21 protein-coding genes and 9 pseudogenes are annotated in these 25,839 nt (G+C 54.5%); 18 read left to right on the top strand and 12 right to left on the bottom strand.

What is annotated here, in order from left to right:
- Nucleotides 1–115: 115 nt before the first annotated feature.
- Nucleotides 116–610, bottom strand: a pseudogene (locus ACTBDZ_RS04905) (nucleotidyltransferase family protein); the annotation flags it as partial.
- Between the two features lie 361 nt (nucleotides 611–971).
- On the opposite strand from ACTBDZ_RS04905, the gene ACTBDZ_RS04900 reads away from it, so the two are divergent.
- From ACTBDZ_RS04900 to ACTBDZ_RS04870, 7 genes and pseudogenes are all read left to right on the top strand, one after another.
- Nucleotides 972–1,193: a DJ-1/PfpI family protein gene (locus ACTBDZ_RS04900; RefSeq protein ID WP_438814468.1), complete on the top strand. Its 222-nt coding sequence runs from the start codon at nucleotides 972–974 to the stop codon at nucleotides 1,191–1,193.
- 33 nt (nucleotides 1,194–1,226) lie between these two features.
- The gene (gene bcsE, locus ACTBDZ_RS04895) at nucleotides 1,227–2,819 is read left to right on the top strand and encodes a cellulose biosynthesis protein BcsE (RefSeq protein WP_438814466.1); all 1,593 of its coding nucleotides are present in this window, start codon (nucleotides 1,227–1,229) and stop codon (nucleotides 2,817–2,819) included.
- A complete protein-coding gene (gene bcsF, locus ACTBDZ_RS04890) occupies nucleotides 2,816–3,004 on the top strand; it encodes a cellulose biosynthesis protein BcsF (protein WP_438814465.1) in 189 nt (62 codons plus the stop codon). The genes bcsE and bcsF overlap by 4 nt, the downstream gene beginning before the upstream one ends.
- Nucleotides 2,952–3,692 (top strand): annotated as a pseudogene (gene bcsG / locus ACTBDZ_RS04885) (cellulose biosynthesis protein BcsG); the annotation flags it as partial. The gene bcsF and the pseudogene bcsG, both read left to right, overlap by 53 nt.
- Before the next feature lie 251 nt (nucleotides 3,693–3,943).
- A pseudogene (locus ACTBDZ_RS04880) lies at nucleotides 3,944–4,670 on the top strand (hypothetical protein).
- 328 nt (nucleotides 4,671–4,998) lie between these two features.
- Nucleotides 4,999–6,288 (top strand): dicarboxylate/amino acid:cation symporter, encoded by a 1,290-nt coding sequence (locus ACTBDZ_RS04875; protein ID WP_438814464.1) that lies wholly within the window; start codon nucleotides 4,999–5,001, stop codon nucleotides 6,286–6,288.
- A gap of 408 nt (nucleotides 6,289–6,696) precedes the next feature.
- Nucleotides 6,697–8,187, top strand: a complete 1,491-nt coding sequence (locus ACTBDZ_RS04870) for an insulinase family protein (protein ID WP_438814463.1) — start codon at nucleotides 6,697–6,699, stop codon at nucleotides 8,185–8,187.
- A 77-nt stretch (nucleotides 8,188–8,264) separates the two neighbouring features.
- Here ACTBDZ_RS04870 and ACTBDZ_RS04865 read toward each other — a convergent pair whose 3' ends face one another.
- From ACTBDZ_RS04865 to ACTBDZ_RS04850, 4 genes are all read right to left on the bottom strand, one after another.
- Nucleotides 8,265–9,191, bottom strand: a complete 927-nt coding sequence (locus ACTBDZ_RS04865) for a sugar kinase (RefSeq protein ID WP_438814462.1) — start codon at nucleotides 9,189–9,191, stop codon at nucleotides 8,265–8,267.
- Between the two features lie 181 nt (nucleotides 9,192–9,372).
- On the bottom strand, nucleotides 9,373–9,576 hold the full coding sequence (locus tag ACTBDZ_RS04860; protein ID WP_264626822.1) for a 4-oxalocrotonate tautomerase family protein: 204 nt from the start codon (nucleotides 9,574–9,576) through the stop codon (nucleotides 9,373–9,375).
- Between the two features lie 18 nt (nucleotides 9,577–9,594).
- Nucleotides 9,595–10,575 carry an inner membrane protein YhjD gene (gene yhjD, locus ACTBDZ_RS04855; protein WP_438814461.1) on the bottom strand — a complete coding sequence of 327 codons (981 nt, stop codon included), beginning with the start codon at nucleotides 10,573–10,575 and terminating at the stop codon, nucleotides 9,595–9,597.
- Between the two features lie 236 nt (nucleotides 10,576–10,811).
- On the bottom strand, nucleotides 10,812–11,042 hold the full coding sequence (locus tag ACTBDZ_RS04850) for a hypothetical protein (protein ID WP_438814470.1): 231 nt from the start codon (nucleotides 11,040–11,042) through the stop codon (nucleotides 10,812–10,814).
- On the opposite strand from ACTBDZ_RS04850, the pseudogene ACTBDZ_RS04845 reads away from it, so the two are divergent.
- From ACTBDZ_RS04845 to ACTBDZ_RS04835, 3 pseudogenes are all read left to right on the top strand, one after another.
- Nucleotides 10,963–11,678, top strand: a pseudogene (locus ACTBDZ_RS04845) (MFS transporter); the annotation flags it as partial. The gene ACTBDZ_RS04850 and the pseudogene ACTBDZ_RS04845 sit on opposite strands and share 80 nt — an antisense overlap.
- A gap of 182 nt (nucleotides 11,679–11,860) precedes the next feature.
- Nucleotides 11,861–12,367 (top strand): annotated as a pseudogene (locus ACTBDZ_RS04840) (MFS transporter); the annotation flags it as partial.
- 530 nt (nucleotides 12,368–12,897) lie between these two features.
- Nucleotides 12,898–14,303, top strand: a pseudogene (locus ACTBDZ_RS04835) (flavocytochrome c).
- Nucleotides 14,304–14,411: 108 nt separating this feature from the next.
- Here ACTBDZ_RS04835 and ACTBDZ_RS04830 read toward each other — a convergent pair.
- Both ACTBDZ_RS04830 and ACTBDZ_RS04825 read right to left on the bottom strand, forming a co-directional pair.
- Nucleotides 14,412–14,978: a DcrB family lipoprotein gene (locus tag ACTBDZ_RS04830; protein WP_438814460.1), complete on the bottom strand. Its 567-nt coding sequence runs from the start codon at nucleotides 14,976–14,978 to the stop codon at nucleotides 14,412–14,414.
- Between the two features lie 272 nt (nucleotides 14,979–15,250).
- Nucleotides 15,251–15,937 (bottom strand): 7-cyano-7-deazaguanine/7-aminomethyl-7-deazaguanine transporter, encoded by a 687-nt coding sequence (locus ACTBDZ_RS04825; RefSeq protein WP_438814459.1) that lies wholly within the window; start codon nucleotides 15,935–15,937, stop codon nucleotides 15,251–15,253.
- 279 nt (nucleotides 15,938–16,216) lie between these two features.
- Here ACTBDZ_RS04825 and tusA point away from each other — a divergent pair, with 279 nt between their 5' ends.
- Nucleotides 16,217–16,459, top strand: coding sequence for a sulfurtransferase TusA (tusA, locus tag ACTBDZ_RS04820; protein WP_264626834.1), 243 nt, complete (start codon nucleotides 16,217–16,219; stop codon nucleotides 16,457–16,459).
- 11 nt (nucleotides 16,460–16,470) lie between these two features.
- Here the strand turns inward: tusA and ACTBDZ_RS04815 are convergent.
- A pseudogene (locus tag ACTBDZ_RS04815) lies at nucleotides 16,471–18,723 on the bottom strand (zinc/cadmium/mercury/lead-transporting ATPase).
- A gap of 21 nt (nucleotides 18,724–18,744) precedes the next feature.
- Here ACTBDZ_RS04815 and ACTBDZ_RS04810 point away from each other — a divergent pair.
- Complete coding sequence (locus tag ACTBDZ_RS04810; RefSeq protein ID WP_438814469.1) at nucleotides 18,745–18,897, top strand: hypothetical protein; 153 nt, start codon at nucleotides 18,745–18,747, stop codon at nucleotides 18,895–18,897.
- Nucleotides 18,898–18,927: 30 nt separating this feature from the next.
- Here the strand turns inward: ACTBDZ_RS04810 and ACTBDZ_RS04805 are convergent.
- A pseudogene (locus ACTBDZ_RS04805) lies at nucleotides 18,928–19,557 on the bottom strand (lysoplasmalogenase).
- Nucleotides 19,558–19,737: 180 nt separating this feature from the next.
- Here ACTBDZ_RS04805 and ACTBDZ_RS04800 point away from each other — a divergent pair.
- Together ACTBDZ_RS04800 and ACTBDZ_RS04795 are read left to right on the top strand one after the other, a co-directional pair.
- Nucleotides 19,738–20,058 carry a DUF1820 family protein gene (locus tag ACTBDZ_RS04800; protein ID WP_438814458.1) on the top strand — a complete coding sequence of 107 codons (321 nt, stop codon included), beginning with the start codon at nucleotides 19,738–19,740 and terminating at the stop codon, nucleotides 20,056–20,058.
- A gap of 99 nt (nucleotides 20,059–20,157) precedes the next feature.
- Entirely contained in the window at nucleotides 20,158–20,325 is a 168-nt protein-coding gene (locus ACTBDZ_RS04795) for a DUF2500 family protein (RefSeq protein ID WP_438814457.1), read from the top strand.
- 2 nt (nucleotides 20,326–20,327) lie between these two features.
- Here the strand turns inward: ACTBDZ_RS04795 and ACTBDZ_RS04790 are convergent, their stop codons facing one another.
- Together ACTBDZ_RS04790 and rsmD are read right to left on the bottom strand one after the other, a co-directional pair.
- Complete coding sequence (locus tag ACTBDZ_RS04790) at nucleotides 20,328–20,621, bottom strand: DUF1145 family protein (RefSeq protein WP_264645172.1); 294 nt, start codon at nucleotides 20,619–20,621, stop codon at nucleotides 20,328–20,330.
- Nucleotides 20,608–21,228 (bottom strand): 16S rRNA (guanine(966)-N(2))-methyltransferase, encoded by a 621-nt coding sequence (gene rsmD, locus ACTBDZ_RS04785; protein ID WP_438814456.1) that lies wholly within the window; start codon nucleotides 21,226–21,228, stop codon nucleotides 20,608–20,610. Before rsmD ends, ACTBDZ_RS04790 begins: the two co-directional genes overlap by 14 nt.
- A 312-nt stretch (nucleotides 21,229–21,540) precedes the next feature.
- Between rsmD and ftsY the strand changes: the two genes are divergently transcribed.
- From ftsY to rpoH, 4 genes are all read left to right on the top strand, one after another.
- The gene (gene ftsY / locus ACTBDZ_RS04780) at nucleotides 21,541–22,899 is read left to right on the top strand and encodes a signal recognition particle-docking protein FtsY (RefSeq protein WP_438814467.1); all 1,359 of its coding nucleotides are present in this window, start codon (nucleotides 21,541–21,543) and stop codon (nucleotides 22,897–22,899) included.
- A gap of 43 nt (nucleotides 22,900–22,942) precedes the next feature.
- A complete protein-coding gene (ftsE, locus tag ACTBDZ_RS04775) occupies nucleotides 22,943–23,611 on the top strand; it encodes a cell division ATP-binding protein FtsE (protein WP_438814455.1) in 669 nt (222 codons plus the stop codon).
- On the top strand, nucleotides 23,601–24,569 hold the full coding sequence (gene ftsX / locus ACTBDZ_RS04770; protein ID WP_438814454.1) for a permease-like cell division protein FtsX: 969 nt from the start codon (nucleotides 23,601–23,603) through the stop codon (nucleotides 24,567–24,569). Before ftsE ends, ftsX begins: the two co-directional genes overlap by 11 nt.
- Before the next feature lie 249 nt (nucleotides 24,570–24,818).
- Nucleotides 24,819–25,676 carry an RNA polymerase sigma factor RpoH gene (gene rpoH, locus ACTBDZ_RS04765; protein ID WP_222159089.1) on the top strand — a complete coding sequence of 286 codons (858 nt, stop codon included), beginning with the start codon at nucleotides 24,819–24,821 and terminating at the stop codon, nucleotides 25,674–25,676.
- A gap of 93 nt (nucleotides 25,677–25,769) precedes the next feature.
- On the opposite strand, the pseudogene ACTBDZ_RS04760 reads toward rpoH, so the two are convergent.
- Nucleotides 25,770–25,839: pseudogene (locus ACTBDZ_RS04760) on the bottom strand (surface-adhesin E family protein); the annotation flags it as partial.

Below are 25,839 nucleotides of genomic sequence, written 5' to 3'. Positions count from 1 at the left end.
ACAAAAATGGACGATGCCGCTGAGGGACTGGCGTATGGCTATGAGCCGCTTTATTATCGAGTTCGGTGATCGTCTGGACGGTCACTACTGAGAAAAGGCATTTACACAGAATCGTGTACAGGGTCTCTAACTTTTCATGCTCAAAAGGCGGCGTCGGTCGCAGACGCAGTTCAAACAGATCGTCGAGCCCATAGGGCGCGATAATCTCAATAACATTTTTATCTCCCACTCTGGCTGCGATAGCCGTTGCGGTCTCAGGCCAATACAGCAGCGCATTCTCTGTTGAGTGATAGGGATCATTACCGTTACGTTGATGCATTCTGGCTTGATTCTTCACCGACCAGTTGAACTCAGGCGTTTGTTGACCCAGCTTCTCTTCCAGGTCGCGATCGTAAGCCGGATCATCGCGTTCGGCATCGAACCAGACAACATCCACATCACCAGATACCGGCCTTTGCCCATATCCGTGCCGGTGATCCCACACTGCATCCCGCACAAACCCAGCGCCGATCCAGCCATCACGGAGTATTAACGCCCGCGCAGCGTGCAGGGCCTTCATTCTTACCGGATCGTTTAATAATAATCGCTGCAATGCCTCCTGATACTTCATCATTCTCTCTGTCGTGACCTCATTGTTATGAACCCATCAATCCGACCTTTTGGTGCCAAGAGTGGACGTATCTTGCATCATAGGGTGTAAATCAGCAGAAAATAAGTCATCTCATACAGTGGTTGTTTTGAGCTGCCCGTCCATTTATACTGTTTTTATATACAGTTATAACGGACGTCATGAGATGAAGAAGGTTATCTTATTCCTCTGCCAAGGTTTAGAAGAGTAGGAAGCGAGTGTGTTTGCAGACGTTATTGGTTGGACGACAACCTACGGATTAGAACCAATAGAATTAGCAACCGTTGGTATACGTGAAAAAGTTAAATGTGCCTGGAATTTCACTATTGAACCACAGTATTAACTGCATGAAATTGATGAAAATAGCTTTGACGCCATTGTGATACCAGGAGGATTGAGCCGAGCTGGTTTCTATGACGATGCTTTTGATGAACGGCTGCTTGATTTAATTCGTAAGTTTGATTCCAAAAATAAAATTATCGCTTCTGTCTGTGTTGGTGCGTTATCGGTCACGTATTCAATGAGTGTATTGCTACATAGTCTGGCATGCAAAAAAGGTGTTTAAAACCAGCCTGAATGCATGAAGAGAACATAGAGCATGAATACTATTTTTATTGCGGAGCAACACATTGAATACGTGACCGGGCTTCGGGAACTCCAGGATGAATTAACCACCATGCAGATTCCTGGACTGTACTGGATTAACTGTGACAGAACTGTGGATGCCGAATTACTTTGTCGGCAATGCATCGGTGCGCAATCAGAACAGGCGCGCGTGACCCTTATTCGCAGCGGTGCCGCAGATGACGCTCCTTTTATTCCCTTATTACCCACTGCGCTGGCTCAGTTCTCTCGTTACCGTTTAGCGGAGAGCAAGGCGGCATTGATGGCCTTTACCAACGATGTCACCCGCGCGACCGCACCGCGTCAGCGCCTGTTTGTGTTGCTGCTGCCCGAGACCCAGTGGAAGGATTTTTCTGCCGAACAGCTTCAGCGCTGGATTGTACGCATAGGGGCCTGGTTAGCGCAGCGGCAATGTGCGTTGGTCGTAGTGGCCCACGGCAGCGGCGTGGGGCGATTGCGTGGGATATTGACCTCGCAGCACCGTACCCTGTATGGCCTGGCACACCTGCAATGGCAGCAGGATCGCGCCCAATATTTAATCGCCTGGTGGAGTGAAGGTGGAGGTATTAATGCCAATCTGGCTGTGCTGATGACGCCGCAAGTGCAGGGATGGCAACTGTTACGCGATGAGGACGACGATCCTGCCTCTATCACGCCACTGCTAAACGATGAAAACCTGTTTTATGCAGAGCGCAGCGTACTGGAAGGCGCGCCCGCATTATCCGATCACTGGCAACTGTTGGACAGTAACGCCGAACTGGCGCAGCAAGCCCAACTCACGCACTCTGCGACCCTGATTTTTGCGCTGCAACAAACGCAGGACGTGGACATGCTGGCGCGCTGGGTGCACAGCTTGCGCCGTCAGCGCGGCAACGCCTTGAAAATCATGATTCGTGAGATGTGTCCTTGTTTGCGATCCAGCGATGAGCGGCTGCTGCTCGCCTGCGGGGCGAACATTGTTGTCGCTCATTCCGAGCCGTTATCCCGCTTTCTGGCGCGGTTGGAAAGCGTACAAGGGCAACGCTTTGGACGTCACGTGCCTGCCGATGTGGAGACGTTGCTGACCACGATGCGACCTTTGCAATTCAAGGGCTACCTGCCACAGGCGGCGTTCAGCAACGCCGTGCGCATGTTGATAGAGCACTCTCTGATGCCGGAGGGGGGTAAAGGCATTCTGGTAGCGCTGCGGCCGGTGCCGGGATTAGCCGCAGAACAGGCACTGACGCTGTGCCAACTGCGCCGTTTTGGCGATGTGGTGACGGTGGCGCAGCAACGCCTGTTTATTTATCTCTCGACCTGTCGCCCGAATGAACTGGAGACGGCGCTGAAATCCATTTTCCGCCTGCCGGTCAACGAGATTTTCAGCAATCGGCTGGTGTGGTCGCAGGATGTGCAGATGCTTATCGAAGTGAAATCCTTGTCGGAAACGCGTGAAGAGAGCGTGGTCCCCAGTACCGTGCAGTCCGTGGTGCTGCCACGCGAGGAACGCCCGGCGTCAGTGCCGATTCGTCGCGAGCCCATTGGGCTGGCGCTGTTTGAAGCATCTTCGGAGGGAAATACACCATGATGCTCAGCGATATCCTCCAGATTATTGCACTGAGTGCGCTGGTTTTTTTCCCGCTGGGCTATCTGGTGCAGCGTTACCTTTCACCGCGTTATCAGTACTGGAAAAACCGGCTGTTACGCCCACGCTACCTGAAATCTGACGGGGTGTGGATTCGTGACGACGCTGAGTCACAGGCGGATAAATAACATGGATGAAAAAAACACTAAAGAGGGCGACATGCAGTCGCAGCTCCTGTCACAGCAAGGTATCAGCCATCAGATCACGTCGTTCGACGGCTAACCGATTTATAACGATCTGGAACTGCTCAACCGCTGGCTCTCGGGCACCACACAGCAAGGTGCGGCGCGCAGTGCCACCTTCTTCAATGTGATTCCATTGCACGATGGCAACCGTCTGGTGGGCACCAACACCTCGGCGGACTTTGCGCCACGGGCCAAGACGTTGTTCGATCAGTTGAATGCGTTCTTTGACGTGCTGGAAAAATCGGGGTGCAAGGTGCTGGTGGTGGTGGTGCCTGAGCACGGTGCTGCGTTGGAAGGGGATAAGATGCAGATGTCCGGATTGCGTGATATCCCTAGCCCCAGCATTACCCATATTCCGGTCGGCATGGAACTGTTTGGCGCGGCTGCGCCGCATCAGGGTGCACCGCTTGAAATCAAAACGCCGAGCAGCTATTTAGCCATCTCGACGCTGGTGTCTCGTCTGGTGGACGGTAAAAACTTTGTAGCTCCGAGCATCGACTGGGCGGCACTGACGCAGGAGCTCCCGCAAACCGAGGCCATTTCTGAAAACGAAAATGCTATCGTTATGCCCTATCAGGACAAGGTCTATATCCGCCTGAACGGCGGTGATTGGGTACCGTATCCGCAGTAATATCTGATTAATCAGGCAGACTCGCCTTGGGTCTGCCTCCCGCGCTTCTTGCTCGCTTCCTCCCCTCGGTGCTGGTGCGCCACAGTTCGGATTAAGATGAAATCCCATTGGGGTCATAAAAGGGCATTGAGACGCGCTTAAGCTGGCCTATACTAGCGCGATCGTGCCCGGTGAACCGTGCAACACAACTGAACAAGCGCCATCGACGGAGAACAGGTTTGCGGCTGAGACGCTCTTTGACAATCAAACAGATGACGGCGGTTTCCGCCGTGGCAGTGGTGACGCTCAGTCTGTTTATTGTGATACAACTTTTTCACTTCGTGCAGCAGCGGCGTGAGGATTATGCCAGGCAACTGGAGAGCATCGCTTTTTCCGTGCGTGAACCGTTGGCGGAGGCGGTGTTGCGCGGTGACGTGGTCCGCGTTGAAGCGATCCTCGATAACCTGCTGCCTGTGGCATTTCTGAGTCGCGCCGACGTGATGTTGCCCGGCTACCTGCAAACGTTGCACGCGCGCTTCCCGAGCGAACGCCCGGTGCCTGCGTGGCTGGCACGCGTATTCAATACCCATTCGTATCGCGGTGCCGCTCTATGCGCTGCCGCAGGCACCGACATCGGCGCCGCTGGCGACGTTGGTGCTGCAAGCGGATTCCTACCGTATGTTTCAGTTTATCGTCAGCACCTTTTCCATGCTGTTGGCGACTTACTTCTTGCTGGCGCTGATCCTCTCTGTCGCCGTGACCTGGTGCATCAACCGCTTGATGATTCATCCGCTACGGGCGGTGATCGCCGAGTTGCAGGCGGTGCCGACGGAGCAGCTATTGCAACATCGTCTGACGCCGCCAAAACATCATCAGGATGATGAGCTGGGTGCGTTGGTGCGTAGCTATAACCTCAATCAGCAGCGGTTAGCGCAGCAGATAGCGGATGACGCCACGCAATCTAACGCGGATGATATGACGCCTCCCCCCAAACCGTAGCGATAGTCGCGCTCATTCCTGTTACCATCTGATAACACTAAAAATTAACCTTACAAATTAAAGGTATTTTAATATTTCAATTGTATTTTATGGATTTTTTCAATTTTTACCCAGAATGGACTGATTACATTATCGTTATATGTTGCAAATTGCTTGTATGTTTGTTTTTTGCATTCTCGCTGATGTGATTCAGCTCTTATTTTTAACCTGACGTTCACAAACTAAAGTTATAAAACATTTCCACTCTGTTACCGCAATGTTACTTTTCGCCGCAGTCACAGAGGCGTCGTTTGCGACCCTATGTGTTTCCCTACCATAGGATAAGTATATGAAAGCGTCTATTTTTAAAAGTATTTATTTTCAAGTTCTTACAGCGATTACGATAGGGATCCTACTAGGACATTTCTACCCAGATCTGGGTGCGCAAATGAAACCGCTGGGCGATGGATTTGTTAAACTGATCAAGATGGTGATTGCCCCCGTCATCTTCTGTACCGTAGTGACCGGTATTGCCGGTATGGAAAGCATGAAGTCGGTAGGCCGTACTGGCGCTGTCGCTCTGCTTTACTTTGAAATTGTCAGCACCGTGGCACTGATTATCGGCCTGCTGGTGGTGAATATCATGCAACCGGGTGCGGGCATGAATGTCGATGCCTCCACACTGGATGCCTCTGCGGTGGCGGTCTACACTCAACAGGCGCAACAGCAGGGCGTGGTCGCGTTTCTGATGGATGTGATTCCTGCAAGCGTGGTGGGTGCTTTCGCCAGTGGTAACATTTTGCAGGTGTTGCTGTTTGCGGTGATGTTTGGCTTCGCACTGCATCGCCTGGGCGAGAAAGGGCGCGTCATTTTCAACGTGATTGACAGCTTCTCACACACTATTTTCGGCGTGATCAATATGATCATGCGTTTGGCACCGATCGGCGCATTCGGCGCGATGGCGTTCACCATTGGTAAATACGGTGTCGGCTCACTGGTGCAATTGGGCCAGTTGATCATCTGCTTCTATATCACGTGCCTGCTGTTTGTTTTCCTGGTGCTGGGCAGCATCGCCCGCGCTACCGGATTCAGCATTTTCAAATTTATCCGCTACATCCGTGAAGAGCTGCTGATTGTGCTGGGGACCTCCTCGTCAGAATCCGTGCTGCCGCGTATGCTGAACAAGATGGAAAAAGTGGGGTGTAAAAAATCGGTGGTGGGTCTGGTGATTCCTACCGGCTACTCCTTCAACCTGGATGGCACCTCTATCTACCTGACCATGGCGGCGGTGTTTATTGCGCAGGCTACCAACAGTCATATGGATATCTGGCACCAGATTACGTTGCTGGTGGTGTTGTTGCTCTCCTCGAAAGGTGCCGCTGGCGTCACCGGTAGCGGGTTTATCGTGCTGGCAGCGACCATTTCTTCGGTGGGGCATCTGCCAGTGGCTGGTCTGGCGTTGATCCTGGGTATTGACCGCTTTATGTCAGAAGCGCGTGCCCTGACCAACCTGGTCGGCAACGGTGTCGCGACGATCGTGGTTGCCAAGTGGGTGGGTGAGCTGGATGAGAAGCAGCTGGAAAGCGAGCTCTCCGGGCATAAAAAAGACGATACGTCTGCACCGACCGTACTTTCATAAATGGGTTTTACCCTGCGCCAACCCCCGTTGGCGCAGTGATAACGGGCTATCCCCGTCCTCGCTTCTCATGATTCCCCGTGATTGCGGCTTGCCATCACGGGGAATTTTTCATAAGGTTGCGGCCAGGCAATCGCGTTGTGCACGGTTTGTTTCGGGGGCATAACGATCAAAAACCGCTTATTGGTCATCATTTCGTCTCTATTTCCAAAATTATTTCATCGTATTGAGTGACATAGGCAAAAGTGTGCGGTCTAACGTAAGGGTAAACTGATCGCTCTGATTTCCCCGTAATACCTCCGCTGGCGCATCCTGAAAGGGATAGGCGTATTGGGCGGTGAGAGAGTGTACAGACCTTATTGTAACAATCATCTTTTACTGTGTTGGATAGTCAGTTAAGTAGGGGTTCACATGCAGGGCACCAAAATAGGGTTCTTAGTTGGTGGAGTGTTGCTGGCGTTGGCTGGTGGCAGCGTGCAAGCTGAAACACTACAACCCGATCCTGCCTGGCAGCAGGGAAAGCTGGATAATGGTTTTACGTGGCAGTTACTGACCACGCCGCAGCGTCCTGGGGATAGGATTGAATTACGTTTAGTGGTTAACGCAGGTTCGCTCGCTGAGAGTGCTCAACAGTCGGGCTTTGCGCACCTTATTTCTCGTTTGGCACTGACGCCGGGCGATAATTTACCTGTCGCACAGCTTCCCTCGTTGCTGATACCGGAGGCTAACGGCGCGAAGCCGCTGCCGCCCGCGTTTGTCTCGTATGACTACACCTCCTACAACCTCAGTTTGCCCAATAATCGGCCTGAATTGCTTAAAGATGCGCTGAATTGGCTGGCAGAAACGGCAGGGAGCATCAAGATTGATGATGGCAGTATCGCTAACGCGTTACGCATCCCCGATCAGGTGGTGAGTGTTCCCGCCGATCCGCAGGATCCCTCGTGGCGTTATCGCTTGAAAGGATCGTCTCTGCTGGCGCACGCTCCGGCACAGAATGTCAAAGCGCGTCCAACGGCTGAAATGATGTCGCAGTTTTACAAAGCCTGGTATACCCCTGATGCGATGACGCTGTACGTGGTGGGGCATGTAGAAACTCGCCAGATAAACGAGCTTATCAGTAAAGCGTTTGTCTCGCTGGAAGGCAAACGCGCCGCGCCGGCTCCGATGCCGACGCTCTCGCCGCTGCCTGCGGAGCCGATTGGTTTTATGCTTGATAAGGCGAAGCGCGATACGCTCTCGTTGATCTGGGATATGCCTTGGCACCCTATCCGCGAATCGCAGGCGCTTACCCGCTACTGGCACAGTGATTTAGCGCGCGAAGCGCTGTTCTGGCATGTGCAGCAGGCATTGGAAAAGAGCGGGCTTAAAGAAACCAGCGTGCGCGTTAACTGCGATGTGTACTATACCCGTGCGCAGTGTGGCATCCATCTGGACAGCCCCAACAGCGAGAACGCCGAGGCCGCGTTGACCTTCCTGGCAAAAGAGCTGATGACCTTGCGTGACAAGGGGCTTACGCAGCAAGAGTTTGATGCGCTGATAGCGCGCAAGAGCGACGAGCTCAGTAAACTGTTTGCGACCTACGCCCGTACCAGTACCGATGTGTTGATGCAGCAGCGCTTGCGCTCACAGCGCAACGGCGTGGTGGATATTGCACCGGAACAATATCAGAAGTTGCGTCAGGCCTATCTCTCTGAACTGACGCTACCTTTGCTGAATCAGGAACTGCACCAGCAACTTTCTCAGGAAACCACGCTGATGCTCAAACAGCAAAAGGGTGAGCCGGAAGTAAACACCAAGGCGTTATATGAGGTGTACAGTAAAATCATAGCACCTCCTGTCGCGGTGGAGGCTGCTTCAGCCGCGCCATCGGAGGAGGCGGCGCAGGCAACACCGGCACAGTGATGTGCCCTGGTCGTTACCTTGCCCAATAAAAAGGGAAGCCATCTGGCTTCCCTTTTTTTCACTCTGGCGCTGTGTTATCAGGCCGGCATGGCGTCTTGCGGGATGATGGCACCACGGTACTGAATCACCGTGCTGGCGGTCAGGTGGCCGCGTTTGGCCGCCGCTTCCGTCGAGCCGCCGCACAGGCGCACTGACAGATAGCCTGCGCTGAAGGAGTCACCTGCCGCAGTAGTATCCACTACGCGCTCTTTCGGCAATTTCACCGCCGGAACATCCACTAACGGCTGGCCGTTTTCAGAAATCAGGCAGGAGTCTGCGCCGCGTTTAATTACCACTTCAGACACGCCGAAACCGTGCGTGCGCGCCAGCACGGCATCCACCTCACCCCACAGCATGTCTTCGTCATCGAGTGTCAGGAAGGCGATATCGGTGCACGCGAGAATGTCACTGTAGGCTTGCTGTGTCTCTTCTTTGCTTTGCCACAGGCGCGGACGGTAGTTGTTGTCGAAAATGACCTTGCCACCGTTGGCGCGGCAGGCGCGCAGCAACGTCAGCAAACGCTGGCGGCTGGCTGGGTTAAGAATCGCTACGCTGATACCGCTCAGATAGAGATAGTCAAAGGTGGCCAAACGCGCGCAGATGGCATCGGCATCTTTGCCGTCCAGCCAGAAACGCGCGGCGGCATCATTACGCCAGTAGTAGAAGGTACGCTCACCGGTATCGTCGGTTTCAATGAAGTACAGGCCCGGCAGCTTGTTGTCCAGACGTTGAATCAGCGAGGTGCCTACCTTCTCTTTTTCCCAGGCCGTCATCATTTCCGTGCTGAAGCTGTCCGTGCCCAGTGCGGTCACGTAGTGGACGCCCAGAGCGTCGGTATTCACCTGGCGAGCGACATACACGGCGGTGTTCAGGGTGTCGCCACCAAAGCCGCGGTTGAGGTCCGCGCCCTTTTGCGACAGTTCAATCATGCATTCGCCAATCACGGCAATGTTTTTAGTGGTCATCAGAAGCTGGCCCGTTCGAAAAAGTGAAGAAAAAGGTCATAAAAAAAAGAGAGCAATGGGCTTCAGTCTCAACGTTCGCACGCATTGAGTCAATAGTATTAAAACGATGTTTTATTTTTTCATGACCTGGATCGGGAAAATTGACTACTCCCGATCCTTCTGGTGCTCAACGTGCGAAATATCAGGACTTCGGCTTACGCAATTCGGTGACGCTTTCGCCGCCCAGCCCCCAGTTGTCGGTATCCACTTCATCAATGATAACGGTAGTGGTGGCCGGATTTTTACCCATAACGTCGACCAGCAATTGGGTGACGCCCGCAATCAACTGGCGTTTTTGCTCTGTGGTTGCGCCATCGCGCGTGATTTTGATGTTAACAAATGGCATGGGATCTCCCGTTATTGGTTAGCGTGATGTGTCATCTGTTGATTTATCGCCTTTATAGTTCGCCGTTGCAATCCATGCCGCACAAAATAGCGTGAGGCGAGCAAAGAAGTAGAAGAAGGCCATCAAGCCAATCACCGAGCCAAAAGCGGCACCGGATGGGGTGCTGGCGAGTTTTGGCAAGGCGACCGTCATGGCGAATTTGATGGCCTCAAACCCCACGGCGGCAAGCAGCGTGCCGCGCAGCAGCGCTTTGTGCTTCGGCTTATGGCGCGGCAATATCATGAAAATCCAAAGAAACACCAAATAGTTAGCGAAAATGGAGATGGTGAGTGTTATCACGCGTAGCAGGGGCCGCAGCCATTCGATACCCTCTAGCCCGAGAGCAGAAACGATAGCGCTTTGTGCCGTACCCGCCGCCGAAGTGAGAAACATCGTAATGGTCAGCGCGATCAACAGCCCTATCAGGGAGAGGAAATCCCGCACGTACTGAAAATAGATTTTTTCTTCTTCGTGAGGCTTGCGTTCCCATACATCACGGGATTGGGCGCGGATCGCTTCACGCAAATTGCCCATCCAACTGATACCGGAATAGAGCGCGATCAGCAGCCCGGTGACACCGACGGTGGTGCGCTGTTCAACGGCGGTCTTTACCGTATTTTTTAACGTCAGCGCCAGATTGGGGTCGCTGATGCTGTTGACGATGCGGTCAATCAACTGCGTCAGCATATCGGGGTTGGAGGCAAGTACGAAACCGACGGTAGCGAAGGAGACCATCAAAATCGGGATCAGCGATAGAAAGGAAAAATAGGTGATGGCTGCGCCAAACTGGTTTCCCATGCGATCGTTGAAACGTTCCCCGGCACGGATCAGGTGTGCAATGCTGGGAATAGCCTGAACACGTTGTGCAATACGCTTACATCGTGAAAGCCATGAAGATGCCACCTTCTGTGCTGATGAAGCGGTGGATGTTGAACGATGCGGATCGACCGGTGCGGGCATCCGTTTCCTCCTGTCCAATGAAAAGCCGACGTGTTGATGGTGCCTGCAATCAACGGGTTATATAAACAAATTTCACCGCAAACGTCGTACAGCGATGGATTGATTATAACCAACAATCGGCAGAGGAAGGCGTTCTTTGTTTCTTTGGCATGTCTGATGTGCAAGCTGGAGGATAAAAGCGCGCAAAGAAAAAAATCAGGATGACCTGCGCCATAATTCAATCTGTAAAAGATTTTTCACTGAATAATCACTTGAGTGATGATATGGCGCACATTTACGATGAAAGCGTGTTGACGCTTGTTTATACTCGTTAAAGACCGCTTGAGGTCTGTTTGGTTGGCGCTATTGCGCTGATGCTGCCACGCCGTTAATCGAGTAAAACCTTTCATGCCTGCTTCAGAGTCTGCGCCAAGCGCGTTGCGCCTTAATTTGCGTATTTTTTCCGTGGTGATGTTCAACTTTGCCAATTACCTGACCATTGGGCTGCCGCTTGCGGTATTGCCGGGCTATGTGCATGAACATCTGGGGTTTAGCGCCTTTTGGGCCGGATTGGTGATCAGTTTACAGTACTTCACTACGCTATTGAGCCGACCGCAATCCGGACGCATCGCGGATGAGATGAGAAAGGGCCGAAGAAAGTGGTGGTTTTGGGGCTATGCGGTGCCGTGGTCAGCGGGGTGTTTTATGCACTGGCGGCCTGGAACGACAGTTCACCCATCGTGGCGTTGACATTGCTGTGTATCGGCCGCTTGATTCTGGGCGCGGTGCAAAGTTTCGCGGGCACCGGGGCGACGCTGTGGGGCGTGGGCGTGGTGGGGTCACGGCATATCGGACGGGTGATCTCCTGGAATGGCGTGGCGACTTATGGCGCGATGGCGATCGGCGCGCCGCTTGGGGTATGGATTAATCACATCGGTGGGTTAAAGCTAGTGTCGTATACTGTCATCACCATTGCCCTGCTGTTTGTGCTGCTCGCGCTGCCGCGTGAGGCGGCGAAAGTGACACCGGGTAAAAAGCTGCCGTTTCGCGAAGTGCTGGGCAAAGTGTGGGTTTACGGCATTGTGCTGGCGTTGGCATCCGTCGGGTTTGGCGTGATCGCCACGTTTATCACCGGCTTTGTTGAATAATAGGTAATCATGCTGTTTTTCTATGCCAGTTTTGGTAGAAAATGCTTGTCATCTTAGGTGTACAGTTTTCTCATGGGGCCTAACTGCATGATTTTGCGTTGCGAGGATCCGTCGTTTCACTTGGCTGCCAGCATAAAATCTATTTATTCAACAAAGCCTTTATCACCCTGTTCTATGCCGATCGACACTGGGAAGGCGCCGCGCTTACCCTGACCATTTTCAGTTGCGCTTTTGTCGGCGTGCGTCTGCTATTCCCCAACAGCATTAATCGTTTTGGCGGGCTGCGCGTGGCTATCGTCTGTTTTACGGTGGAAATTACCGGTCTGCTGTTAATCTGGAGCGCAGCGCTGCCGCTGATGGCGGAACTGGGCGCTTTTCTGGCCGGTGCCGGTTTCTCGCTGGTGTTCCCCTCGCTTGGCGTACTGGCGGTCAAAGTGGTTGCGCCGCAAAATCAGGGCAGTGCACTGGCGACCTACACGCTGTTTCTCGATTTGTCCCTTGGATTGGTCGGTCCGCTGGCGGGGGTAATGATGGGCTACACCGGCGTAGGCGCTATTTATCTGGCGGCGGCAGTATTGGTAAGCGTCGGTTTGCTGATGACGCTGCGTCTGAGTCGCCGTGGTATCACGTTAGCGCAGGAAGAAACCTTCTCGTCGCGGCAATAAGTGTTTATCCACCGCGACGGCATGTTCACACTGTCACACCGATTCAACCATGAACCGGTGTGACGCTGAGACGGTTAGTTCGCGGCTTTATCAATCAAAACCGCGTCTGCCAATACGCCTTTCTCATCAAATCGCAGTGATAGCGTCTTGTCCTGGCCAGCTAGCGGGCCCACTTTCGGCAGAAAGACCGGTATTTTTTCATGTCGATAGTGGTACAACCATATCGGCGTAGCGATATCGCCCTTCATTCCGAACGTTCAGCAAAGATTCCGTACATTGAGCGGCGCTTCACGTTTAATCCCTTACTTTTCATGGTGAAATAGCGCATCGCCGCTGACTCAAGGCGCGAGCGCGCATCGTGTCCTGCCCGCTCGCTGCGCTACGCCAATTTTCGTTATCTTTTGATTGAACTGGATTTTTTCTCAGCTCGATTCGATGTTTCTGAACATGGAGATAATCTTATGAGTAAAAACACCAAGCAAGACCCAAATCCCTAGGGGCGCCGTCACTTCCTCAAATCTACCGGTATCATGATGGGTGCATTGGGTGGCATGGCGCTGTCCCGCCCTACGGCGGCCGTTGCGCCACCTGCGCCGGTGCCGCAGAAGTGGGATACCACGGTGGATGTGCTGATTATTGGCACTGGCTTCGCCGGATTGGCCGCTGCCATTGAAGCGCGTAACGCCCAGGCGAATGTGCTGATTATCGAGAAAATGCCGCTGTTTGGTGGAAACTCGATACTCAACGGTGGCGATCTGTCAGCGGCGGGTTCCAGCATGCAGCAGGCGCTGGGCATCAAGGACTCTCCGGAACTGATGTATCAGGACATGATGAAAGCGGGCAACTGGCTGAACTACCCCGAACTGGCGCGCACCGTTGCCGATCATTCGGTAGAGGCGCTTGAGTGGGCCAAAAGCCTCGGTGCTGAGTTTGACCGGGTTAATTATCATGGCGGCCATGCAGTGAAACGCGCGCACCAACTGAAGCAGCGCTCCGGTTCCGGGCTGGTGGTGAAACAGTACCAGAAGGCCAAAGAGTTGGGTGTGGTCATTGAGCAGCGTACCAAGCTGGAGCGGTTGATTATTGACAGCCAGGGACGCGTGCTCGGGGCGGAAGTGCGGCGTGGCTATAAGTTCCCGGACGATGCCTCCGGCGCTGTGGCGTTTATCCGTGCAACAAAAGGGGTGGTGCTGGCATCCGGCGGCTTCTCTCAAGGGGTGGCGTTGCGGCAAATGTACGACCCGCGCCTGACGGATGCGTTCACCTCCACCAACCAACCGGGAGCGACCGGAGAAGCGCTGATGGCAGCCAGCATGATTGGTGCTTTGGCGACGCAGATGGATTGGATCCAACTCGGCCCCTGGACCAGCCCGGATGAGCAGGGTTTCGGCTATATCCCGCAGTTTGTTGAACGGGTGGTGGGTTATGGCCTGATGGTCGACCCTGCCAACGGCAAGCGCTTCTTTAAAGAAACCGGCAACCGTAAAGAGCGTGCTGATGCCATTATTCAACTGGGGCATCCGGCGTTGATTATCGCGGACAAAACCAACACGCTGAAAATGGTCGATGAAGGGCAGATGAACGGCGCGCTGAAAAATGGCTCGCTCAAAACCTACAACACGCTGGAAGAAGTGGCGCAGGCTTACGGCATGCCGGCGGCGGCTTTTGTTGAACAGGTGAAACGCTGGAACGGCTACGTGGAGCAGCATCTGGAAAACGATCCCGAGCTGGGTTGCATGATTTTCAAAGATGCCTCGCCCAATATTACACCGCCTTACTATGACTATGTGGCGCGCCTCTGGCCGCGCGTTCACCACACCATGGGGGGCTGGCTATCAATAAAGATGCGCAGGTGATTGGTTTTGACTTGAAGCCGATTGCGGGGCTGTATGCCGCCGGGGAAGCCGCAGGCGGGGTGCACGGCGCGTCTGGGTAGCGTTGCCATGACGGACTGCATCGTGTTTGGGCGTATTGCCGGGAAAAACGTGGTAAAGGCGAGCTGAGGGTTTTAAGAAGAGAGGCCGCGTCAGCGGCCTCATTATCATTACTTCAACGTCAGCGTGCGAATGATGCTTTCGGCTTCGGTTTGCGCCGCTTGCTGATTATCGGCAGGCAGCGTGATTTGCAGCGTCAACAGTTGGTTCGCCACGTTCCCCAGCAGCACGGAAGAGTAAACCTGCTTGCCGCTGCCACTGTTGGAGATGCTGTCGAGCTGTTGCAGCGCATGGCTGTTAACCTCAATGGCCTTATTGGTCACAACCTGCAAGTTGGCATCGCGAGCGCGTTGCTGATCTTCAAGACGCTGCGTTAATACTGGCAGGGTTTCGTTGCTGCTATCGCCCAGGATGACAATCACTGCGCGCTGGCCATTATCGTTGGCGTAGACATGCATGTTGTTGGACTGCGAACCCACTTTTCCACTTTGATCATGTATATCCGCAGGCAGCGTGAACGTGATGTTGCCAGACAGCAGCGAGATGGTTTGACTGGCGGCCTGCGCGGCCGGGGCATCGTGTCCTGCGTGGCCCGCATTGTCGTCTTTCTTACCGTCGCAGGCGGCCAATAGTGCGGCAAGCAACGTAATTCCAAGATATTTCACTAGCTTCGGCATAAGCGTCCTTCTCTTTTATCAGGCATGCACGGGTAAACCGCTATATCGCACCCTATTCACTGGGGAAACTCAAGCGTTTTGTTGTCACAAAACCTATTTAGGACGGTTCCTGAGACACAGCCACTTTACTCCTTGTCATCCTGCGAAAGCCGGGGATCTCTGACAGAAAGAATGCGTTTCTCCTGTACGAGATTCCCGCCTTCGCGGGAATGACGGAGGCGGGCGAGAATGACAGCGGTGGGTGTCGCTGTTTTAAGTAGGTTTGTCAGTCATCAGCGCCATTGTTCAGCCGACGGCGGCTCGCGCAATGCGGGATGACTGTGGGATTCGCTCAAACGCTTGAGGAGCATATTGAGCATCACGCTGTACATCGGCAAGAAGAACAACAGGCTAATCAGCAATTTGAAGGTGTAATCGACCAATGCGATTTCCACCCAGTTTGCCGCCATAAAAGCATCGGTACTGCGATAGAAGGCGATGAAGAAGAAGGCCAGTGTATCGCTTAAATTACCAAACAGCGTAGAGACCGTAGGGGCGACCCACCACGCTTTGCGCTGACGCAGGCGGTTAAACACATGCACATCCAGAATTTGCCCCAGCACGTAGGCCATAAAGCTGGCGCACGCGATACGTGCAACCACGATATTGACGCTAGCGAGCGCACTGAACCCCTGCCACTCTCCCTGATAAAACAGCGCGGATACCACATAGGAAATCACCAGCGCTGGTACCATCACCGTCAGAATAATCCGGCGCGCCAACGGTGCGCCAAAGATACGCACGGTCAGATCGGTGGCCAGAAAGATAAACGGGAAGGTGAATGCGCCCCAGGTGGTATGGAACCCGAAGATGGAGATCGGCAACTGCACCAGATAATTACTGGAGGTAATGATCAGAATGTGAAACAACGACAGCCAGACAAGCGCGCTAAGCCGCTGCTGGGCGGTAAAATGAAACATGGCAATGTGACCTTTTTAGTGATTGGGGCGAGGGAACCCAAGTGGTACTGTTAACAATGACATTATGGCACGTAATTCATACTGCTTATTCAATGCGACTGACACAAAGAGCAGCGCGCGGCATGATACGCTGTTAGGCGGGGATTGCAATGGTGAATTTATGCGCAATCGATATCGTAGGTTGCGCAGGAAAATCTGTGGCGTAAACTAGGGCGGTTTTGACGGCTGCCACACCGGGCTGCCGTTATCTATGCCCTTGTGCCACTGCCGAGAATAATGATGACCGACACCTTCACCAACCCGGATAAAACCCTCGATGCACAGGGGCTGCGCTGCCCGGAACCGGTGATGATGGTGCGTAAAACCGTGCGTCAGATGGAGACAGGGCAGACGCTACTTATTCTGGCGGATGACCCGGCAACCACGCGCGATATACCGGGCTTTTGTGTCTATATGGAGCACGAGCTTCTGGCACAGGAGACGGCATCACTGCCCTACCGCTACCTCCTGCGCAAGAAGTAGTCTTTTTGCCGTTATCCGGCGTCTTGTGGTTTTTCGCGGCGCAATAAGCGCAGTGCATTGGCGGTTACCAGCGCCGTGGCACCGGAATCAGCCAGCACGGCGAGCCACAATCCAGTGATCCCCAACAGGCTGGTCACCAGGAAGATGGCTTTCAGCCCCAGCGCCAGCGTGATGTTTTGCCGGATATTATTGCGCGTGGCGCGCGAAAGCCGAATCATGCCCGCCAGTTCGCTTAGCCGATTATGCGTGAGCGCCGCATCGGCGGTTTCCAGCGCAACGTCGCTGCCCCCGCCCATGGCGATGCCGATAGCCGCCGATTTCATTGCTGGCGCATCGTTAATGCCATCGCCCACCATCGCCGTCGGATGGGTCTGGTTCATCTCGCGCACGGCATCGACTTTGTCGGCGGGCAGTAGACCTGCTTTATAGTCAATGCCCAGCGTCGCCGCGATGGCTGCCGCCGAACGCGGGTTATCGCCGGTGAGCATGGTGCAGCGAATTCCCAGCGTGCGCAGTGCTTCAATCGCTTGCGGCGTATCCGCGCGCAAGGTGTCACGCAGCGCCAGCAAGCCAATGATGCGCGTTTCTTCCTGTACCACCACCACGGTTTTCCCGTCGCTTTCCAGGGCATGAATGCGATCGCGCCAGTCGGCGTCGATCGCCTCGGGTGAGATTTTAGCGGGTGCTTTGACGCTGAGGGTTTTGCCTGCGATGACGCCCTCAACCCCCACGCCAGCCAGTGCACGCTGTGCCGTTGCCACTGGCAGCATCGGGGCAACCGTGCGGGCATGCTGGACAATCGCTTTTGCCAGCGGATGGTGTGAACCTGCCTCAATCGCTGCAGCGCGTGCCAGCAGTGCTGCCGTGCTCACGCCCTGCGCGGGTATCGCATCGGTCACCTGAGGTTTGCCCTGTGTCAGGGTGCCGGTTTTGTCGAAGGCAATGGTATTGATGGTGCCCAGAATCTCTAGCGCCGCGCCGCCTTTGATTAGCGCACCGCGCCGGGCAGCGGCCGCCAAGCCAGACGTGATGGCCGCCGGGGTGGAGATCACCAGCGCACAGGGGCAGCCGATCAGCAACAGCGTCAGGCCACGATAAATCCACTCTTGCCACGGCGCACCGAACAACAGTGGCGGCACCACGATGGTCGCTGCCGCGAGCAACATGATGGCCGGGGTGTAATAGCGGCTAAAGCGATCGAGAAAACGCTCTATCGGCGCGCGGTGGCTCTCAGCTTCTTCAATTAAATGCAAAATGCGGTCGATGGCGCTGTTGCCCGGTTCAGAGATCATGCGCAACTGTATCAGGCGATCGACGCTCAGGCTACCTGCCGAGACTTTATCGCCCTGCTCACGCTCTACCGGAAGGGATTCCCCGGTCAATGCGCTTTCATCAAAGCTGGCATGGGGAACCAGCAGTTCGCCATCGGCGGGCAATCGGCTGCCCGGTGCCACTTCAATCACATCGCCGGGCCGCAGTGTCGCAATGCTGACCTGAGTGCGCTGACCGGCATGGATCACCGTTGCGGTTTCTGGCATCAGCGCCATTAACGCGCTGACGCCACGACGGGCGCGCTGTGCGGCGTAGGCTTCCAGGCGTTCTCCCAGCATAAACAGCAAAATGACCATGGTGGCTTCGCTGGTGGCACCAATCAACAAGGCACCCAGCGCGGCGACGCTCATCAGCGTTTCGATGGCAAAGGGCGTGCCGCTGCGAATCAGTTTAATGGCCTGTGAGATCAGCGGTATCAGCCCCAGCAGCGTGGTGGCGATAAAGGCTATTTCTGAGGCGCGCGGCGAAAACAGCGAAAGTATCCCGCTGGCTGCGGTTAACACAGCAAACAGAATGAGAAAACCGTGTTCATGCAAGAGACGTCGTAAAGGGGGCTCGGCTGGGGCGAATGATGTTGGGACGGTTGCGGCAGGAGACGTATCTTACCAGGTAAATCCAGCGTGCTCTACGGCGCGTTGAATCTGTGTACGAATGTCGAATTGTGCATCAACAATGAGTTTTTCGGTGGCGAAGCGAACGCTTGCCCGAATGACGCCGGGAAGCGGGGTGATGGCGTTTTCGATCTTTTTGGCGCAACTGGGACAATCCATCCCGCGGATGATCCAACTGAAGCGCAAGCCGGAAGCGGGTGGAGCGTCACTGTCGCTGCCGTCGGGGTCGCCGGAATCGCCGCTCTCTCCGCCGTCAGACGCGCTGTGTTCCGCGCCGGGTGTGGTGCCGCATGCAGAGATTGTTGTGGTGCTGTGTTTCACCGCGCAGCAACTGCGATAGGCATGACTACTGCGTTGCGCATGGCGCTGGCAGCAAGCATTGTCACCATGATTGTGGTGAGTGTGGCCATGGTGAGTCTGGTGATGAGAATGCATCATGCTCTCCTATTTGATGATAATGGTTCTCATCCACGACTTTATCACTGCTGCCAGTAGCTGCACAGCGCTTTTGACGCTCAGCGCTGATTAAAAATAGAGCGCCCTTACGATCAGAAAATGGCCCACGAAATAACCGGCAGCCACAATCGCCTGATGGGCACGAAACGGAAAGCGGTAATGGTGAATCAGCCAGACGCTGTGGGCGATAAAGAGCAGCACGCTGCCCGCAAACTAGGAGAGATTATTACTGCTGCCAAGTGCAAAGTACTGTTCCCCGGCAACCCACACCATGACCGCATTTATTGCGACAAATGCCACGACCGGCCAGCGCAGGGTGTCGAGCCGTGACCACAGGATGGCGAGCAGTATCGCAATAATCACCAGCAGCAACAGCGGCAATGGCCAGAAAAACGTGAGTGACGCTTTCGCCACCAGAAATCCGATGGTGTAGAGCAGATGGCAGGCGGAATAGGCACCGATGGCGAACAGCATGCGCTGTATAGGTAGCAACAGCAGGATATCTGCGGCTAATGTTGCCAACAGGCCGAGCACGATAAAGTAACCGGTGACGCTCATCAGCGGCGTTTGCCAGGCCAGCGCCAGCAGCAGCGCGATGGTAATGGGTTTGAACAGCCAGCGTTGCTAGCCAGGCCCACGGTAGCTGGCATCGACGTAGAGTCAGCCTGAAAACAGAACGGCAATAAACGACCAGAGCATAGGGTATCCTTATCACCTTATTGGATTTTTCATCATTGAGTGTAGGAGATCGCACGCGGGATGAACAACACGCCGTGTGACAAGTGCGAAGTAACGCGCTTCATGCTATGTTGGCGGCAATAATGATCGTTTTTTTGTATATATATCCTCGCGATACCACTGAAGGGGAACGGTTTTTGCATGAGCAATGAGTCTGCGCTCTACCGGATTCAATTTATGAATAACGGCAAAAATTATCAGCTTTACGTGCGGGAGTTGGTGCAAAGCAGTCTGTTTGGTTTTATCGAGATTGCGGATTTCGTTTTTGACGGCCCCTCCACCCTGCTGGTGGACCCTTCTACCGAGAAGCTGAAAACGGAGTTTTCCGGCGTAAATCGCAGCTTTATTCCGCTGCAAGCGGTGATCCGCATTGATGCCGTGACAGAGAAAGGGGCGGCCCGTATTTCCGAGCTGTGCGACAATGTAACCGCTTTCCCTTTTCTCTCTGGGAAAAAGCCCTGATGTCGTGGGAAATATCCCATTGGTGGTCTTTGGCTGTCAGTCTGATCCTGTTTATGGGGTGGCGGCAGTTCCTGCGGCAACGACGCCAGCGCGCAGCCGATGAATCCCGATCTTCCCGAGCGCTATGAGGCGACGTTTATGCTATTGCCCGCAGGGGAAAGCCTCACCTACCGCCTGAGCGAGACCCAATATCGGGCGTTGGCGTTGGGTATGACGGGCAGGTTGCAGGTCCAGGGCTCACGTTTTGTGTCCTTCGAACCTGCATAGGGCTATTTTTTTGTCCCGCTAGTGGGTTGAACACCCTTCATCTTTTTTTGCCACGCCAGCAGTTCAAACACCCCGAACAGGAAAATACGTGCTTCCAGGGCGCGGCTCAGTGGCCCCTGTTCCTTACCGTGGCTGGCACGTAACAACAGCACCTGAAAACCGTGCATCAACAGCGTAAACCCCATCGCGACCATCATGAAGATGTTCAGCGGTCGGGGAAAGGGTGCAATCAGGTTGGTAATTAAAAAGCCCCACACGCCGATCATCAATATCCGACCCAGGTTAATCCAAATCATCGTCTGCCTCTTCATGATGCTGTGTGGGCGTAGCCTGGCGGATATACAGCCGGTATGCCACTTGTCCTGCCACTTTTTCGCGGTGTAGCGTCCAGGTAACCGGAATCTCGAGCTCGCCATTCTCGGCCTCGGTTTCCACATAAATCCACGCCTCGGGTGCCAGCCAGCCCTGCTGTTCCAGCAAACAGAGCGTCTGGTTCAATAAGTCCCGGCGAAAGGGGGGATCGAGAAACACCACGTCATAGGGTTCACCGGCCTGCGCCAGCCAGTTCAACGTATTGGTATTGATGATGCGGGCGTTGTTCGCCTTCAACAGCACCGCATTCTGTTCCAGTTGCCGGGCGATGCTGCGTTCGTTTTCCAGCAGGGTGACATGTGCCGCATAGCGTGACAGCGCTTCAAACCCCAGTGCGCCACTGCCTGCGAAGCCATCCAGGCAACGGGCCTGCTGAATGACCGGCGCCAGCCAGTTAAACAGCGTTTCACGAACGCGATCGGTGGTGGGGCGCAGCCCTGGGCTGTCTGGCACGGGAAGTTTTCGTCCGCGCCACTGGCCGCCGATAATGCGGATTTTGCCTGCCTGTGCAGGTGCATTTTTTTTTGCCATCGTCTGTTTACTGTAGAACTCCGGGTTGCCGGGTGCTGAGATTCGCTATCGGTAATAGGTAGGCGCTATTCTAACGAGGGTTAGGAGGGGAAGGAATGTTAATATCAGGTTTCTCTGCGGTGACGCGTGGTTTTGGCCTACTCGGTTATCGAGATGACATACTTCGTTACCGAGATTGTCTCCACCTGCCCTGCCATGGTGCGTGTTGCTGCCGGGCGGAAAGTGGTAGACTCTGGGCTCGACTCTGACCGGGCTATTGACTTCAATTATTTAAGCGCTGCTGTGAGCAGCAGCATGGGGCGCGATTGCGATATGACAAAAGAGAAAAAACGCGGTTTCTTTTCCTGGCTGGGATTAGGGCGTCAGGAAGAGGAACGGACTGAGCAACCGCAAGCAGCAGAACAGCAGCAGGATATGGCGCAGCCTCAGGACAGTGATGTGCCTGTGGTATCGGAAGTTCACTCCGAAACGCCAAACGATGAGCCTGACGTGCAGACTGAGGTTCACAGCGCACAGGTGCTTGAAGAACCGGCCGCCGCGCAGCCAGAATCGCCGCGCGTTGCTGATGTTGTTGAAACCGCTGAGACGGTAGACCGTGCAGAGGCGCAGGCGAGTCCTGAAGCGCAGGATATTTTGCTATCACAAGATGTTCTGCCATCACAGGACAGTGCCGATGAGCAAGCGATAACGGAAGTTGCAGAACACGTTGCTGAGCCTGTGCCTGTGGCACAGGAGCAGGAAAGGCCGACCAAAGAGGGTTTTTTCGCCCGGCTAAAACGCAGTCTGGTAAAAACCCGAGAAAACCTCGGTTCCGGATTTATCGGATTGTTTCGCGGCAAGAAAATCGACGACGATCTGTTTGAGGAACTGGAAGAGCAATTATTGATTGCTGATGTCGGCGTGGAAACTACGCGCAAGATTATTGCCGACCTGACAGAGCACGCCAGCCGTAAGCAACTGAAAGATGCTGATGTGCTGTTGGTGAAACTGAAAGAAGAGATGGGCGCTATCCTTAACAAGGTGGACGAGCCGCTTAACATCGAGGGAAAAACCCCTTACGTGATCCTGATGGTGGGCGTTAACGGCGTCGGGAAAACCACCACCATCGGTAAATTGGCGCGCCAGTTCCAGGCGCAGGGTAAATCGGTGATGCTGGCTGCTGGGGATACCTTCCGTGCCGCCGCCGTAGAGCAGTTGCAGGTATGGGGCCAGCGCAACAACGTGGCCGTGGTCGCGCAGCACACGGGGGCGGATTCCGCCTCGGTGATTTTTGATGCCATTCAGGCGACAAAAGCGCGCGGCGCTGACGTGCTGATCGCTGATACCGCAGGACGCTTGCAGAACAAAGCGCACCTGATGGAGGAATTGAAGAAAATTGTCCGCGTGATGAAAAAACTGGATGAGTCTGCGCCGCATGAAATCATGCTGACGTTGGACGCCAGCACCGGACAAAACGCCGTCAGCCAGGCGAAACTGTTTAACGATGCCGTCGGCTTGACCGGCATCACCCTGACCAAGCTGGACGGCACCGCGAAAGGCGGGGTGATCTTCGCCATCGCCGATCAGTTTGGGATTCCTATCCGCTATATTGGGGTAGGGGAAGGTATTGATGATTTGCGTCCCTTTAAGGCTGACGATTTTATTGAGGCGCTTTTTGCCCGCGAAGACTGATGTCTCGTGAGGATAAACAGCTTGCCCGAGAGGATGAAAACGGATGATTCGCTTTGAACAAGTCAGTAAGGCTTATCTCGGTGGACGTCAGGCGTTGCAGGGGGTGGATTTCCATCTGCTCCCTGGGGAGATGGCGTTTCTGACGGGCCATTCCGGTGCCGGGAAAAGTACCCTGCTGAAACTGATTTGTGGCATAGAGCGCCCGAGCGCGGGCCAGATTTTGTTTAGCGGGCACAATATCAGCCGCTTGAAAAAGCGTGAGGTGCCCTTCTTGCGCCGCCAGATCGGCATGATCTTTCAGGATAACCATCTGCTGATGGATCGTACTGTCTACGATAACGTGGCGATGCCGCTGATTATTGCCGGGGCGAGCAGTGAAGATATCCGCCGCCGTGTTTCGGCCGCTCTCGATAAGGTGGGCTTGCTGGACAAAGCCAAGAGCTACCCGATTCAATTGTCAGGTGGTGAACAGCAGCGTGTGGGCATTGCCCGCGCGGTGGTGAACAAACCGACGGTACTGCTGGCAGATGAGCCGACCGGTAACCTGGATAACGCGCTGTCTCAGGATATTTTGCGTTTGTTCGAAGAATTTAACCGCGTTGGCGTCACGGTGTTGATGGCAACGCACGACACGACGCTGATTGCCAGCCGTCAGTACCGCGTACTGACGCTGTCGCAAGGACGTATGCTGGGAGGCGTTTATGGCGACTAATTCCCGTAACGCGAAACCCCGCGTGAGTAAGGAAAAGGCACTGCGCGGCGGCTGGCAAGAACAGTGGCGTTACGCCTGGGACAATACGCTGGCGGATATGCTGCGCCAGCCGCTGGCGACGCTGCTGACCGTGATGGTGATTGCCATCTCGCTGACCTTGCCGAGTATCTGCTATCTGGTGTGGAAAAACGTCAGTCAGGCCGCGGCGCAGTGGTATCCCACGCCGCAGCTGACGGTCTATCTGGATAAAGCGTTGGACAATGATGCGGCGCAGGGCGTGATTAATACGCTTGCGGCCGAGGAGGGGGTGGAGAAGGTCAACTACCTGTCCCGTGATGAAGCGATGGGCGAGTTTCGCAACTGGTCCGGTTTCGGTGGGGCGCTGGACATGCTGGAAGAGAATCCGCTGCCCGCCGTTGCCATCATTACGCCAAAGCTGAACTTCCAAAGCTCACAGACGCTGACCTCGCTGCGCGATCGCGTGGCGGCGGTGCACGGTGTGAGTGAAGTCCGTATGGACGATAGCTGGTTTGCGCGCCTGGTGGCGCTGACCTCACTGGTGGGTCAGGTGGCCGCTACCATCGGTATCCTGATGATTGTTGCCGTGTTCCTGGTCATCGGCAATAGCGTGCGTCTGAGTATTTTCAGCCGCCGTGAAACCATCAATGTCATGAAGCTGATTGGGGCGACGGACGGCTTTATTTTACGTCCCTTCCTCAACGGTGGTGCATTGTTGGGCGGCGGTGGCGCGTTGCTGTCGCTGATTCTGTCGCAGGCGTTGGTCTGGAAGCTCTCTGCCGTGGTCGATCAGGTCGCTACGGTATTTGGTACGCGCTTTGCCGTGACCGGACTCACCTGGGATGAATCACTGCTGCTGTTGTTGATTGCCGGGATGATTGGCTGGCTGGCAGCATGGCTGGCAACCGTACAACATTTACGTCGCTTTACACCAGAATGAGTTTTTTCTGGTAGGATTTTCTGGTGCCTTGGCGTGCCGAGGGTGGGTCAAAATCATCGACAGGTTCGCCTTGATCTGTCGCCGTCAGGCGATAAAATAGGGTTAGTCGATGAGCAGAAGGAACTCTTGGCATACGGCATAGTCAAAGGTTCTGTGCCGGAGCGGCAGTAAGGTTCATCGGTTTTGTTGTACATAATGTGAGGTTTAACGTTGTATCTTATTCACTCACGCTAATTGAAGAGGGGTCGAATGACCAAAGATATGCAAACTTTCACCTTAGTTCCCCAGGGCAGTCTGGAAGGGTATATTCGTGCCGCCAACGCCTATCCGATGCTGACGGCGGAGGAAGAGCGGGCACTGGCTGAACGGCTGCATTACGAGGGCGATCTGGAATCGGCGAAAGCGCTGATCCTGTCGCATCTGCGCTTTGTGATTCACGTAGCCCGTACTTATGCTGGTTACGGATTGCCCCAGGCAGACCTGATTCAAGAAGGCAACATCGGCCTGATGAAAGCGGTGCGCCGCTTCAACCCGGAAATGGGTGTGCGTCTGGTGTCCTTTGCTGTGCACTGGATCAAAGCCGAAATTCACGAATATGTGTTGCGTAACTGGCGTATCGTCAAGGTTGCGACCACCAAAGCGCAGCGCAAGCTGTTCTTTAACCTGCGTAAGACCAAACAGCGTCTGGGCTGGTTTAATCAGGACGAAGTAGAACTGGTGGCCCGTGAATTGGGTGTCACCAGCAAAGATGTGCGCGAGATGGAATCGCGTATGGCCGCGCAAGACATGACGTTCGATCCCACGCCGGATGACGAATCGCACGATGGCCAGGCGATGGCACCCATGCTTTATCTTCAGGATAAATCCTCTGATTTTGCCGATGGCATCGAAGAAGATAACTGGGATAACCACGCAGCGGACAAGCTTGCCTACGCGTTGGAAGGACTGGATGAACGCAGCCAGCATATTATCCGGGCGCGCTGGTTGGATGATGACAATAAATCCACCTTGCAGGAACTGGCCGATCAATACGGCGTGTCCGCAGAACGTGTGCGTCAGTTAGAGAAAAACGCCATGAAGAAACTGCGGGCAGCGATTGAAGCTTGATGCAACAGTACTTATTTCGGATAGAGAAAAGGCCAACGTGGCTTTGTTGAATAAATCAGAACTTGTAACGACTGTGCCCCATCGGGTCGATTGTTACGTGATGCGAATACTGTTCGGCATTCCTAATAGCGTGATCCGGTTAAGCGCTTTGACCATCGCCATG

It is taken from the genome of Symbiopectobacterium sp., from assembly GCF_051710365.1.
GTDB lineage: Bacteria > Pseudomonadota > Gammaproteobacteria > Enterobacterales > Enterobacteriaceae > Symbiopectobacterium.
The sequence above is the reverse complement of the archived record's forward strand: the minus strand, read 5'-3'. Positions and strand labels throughout refer to the sequence as shown.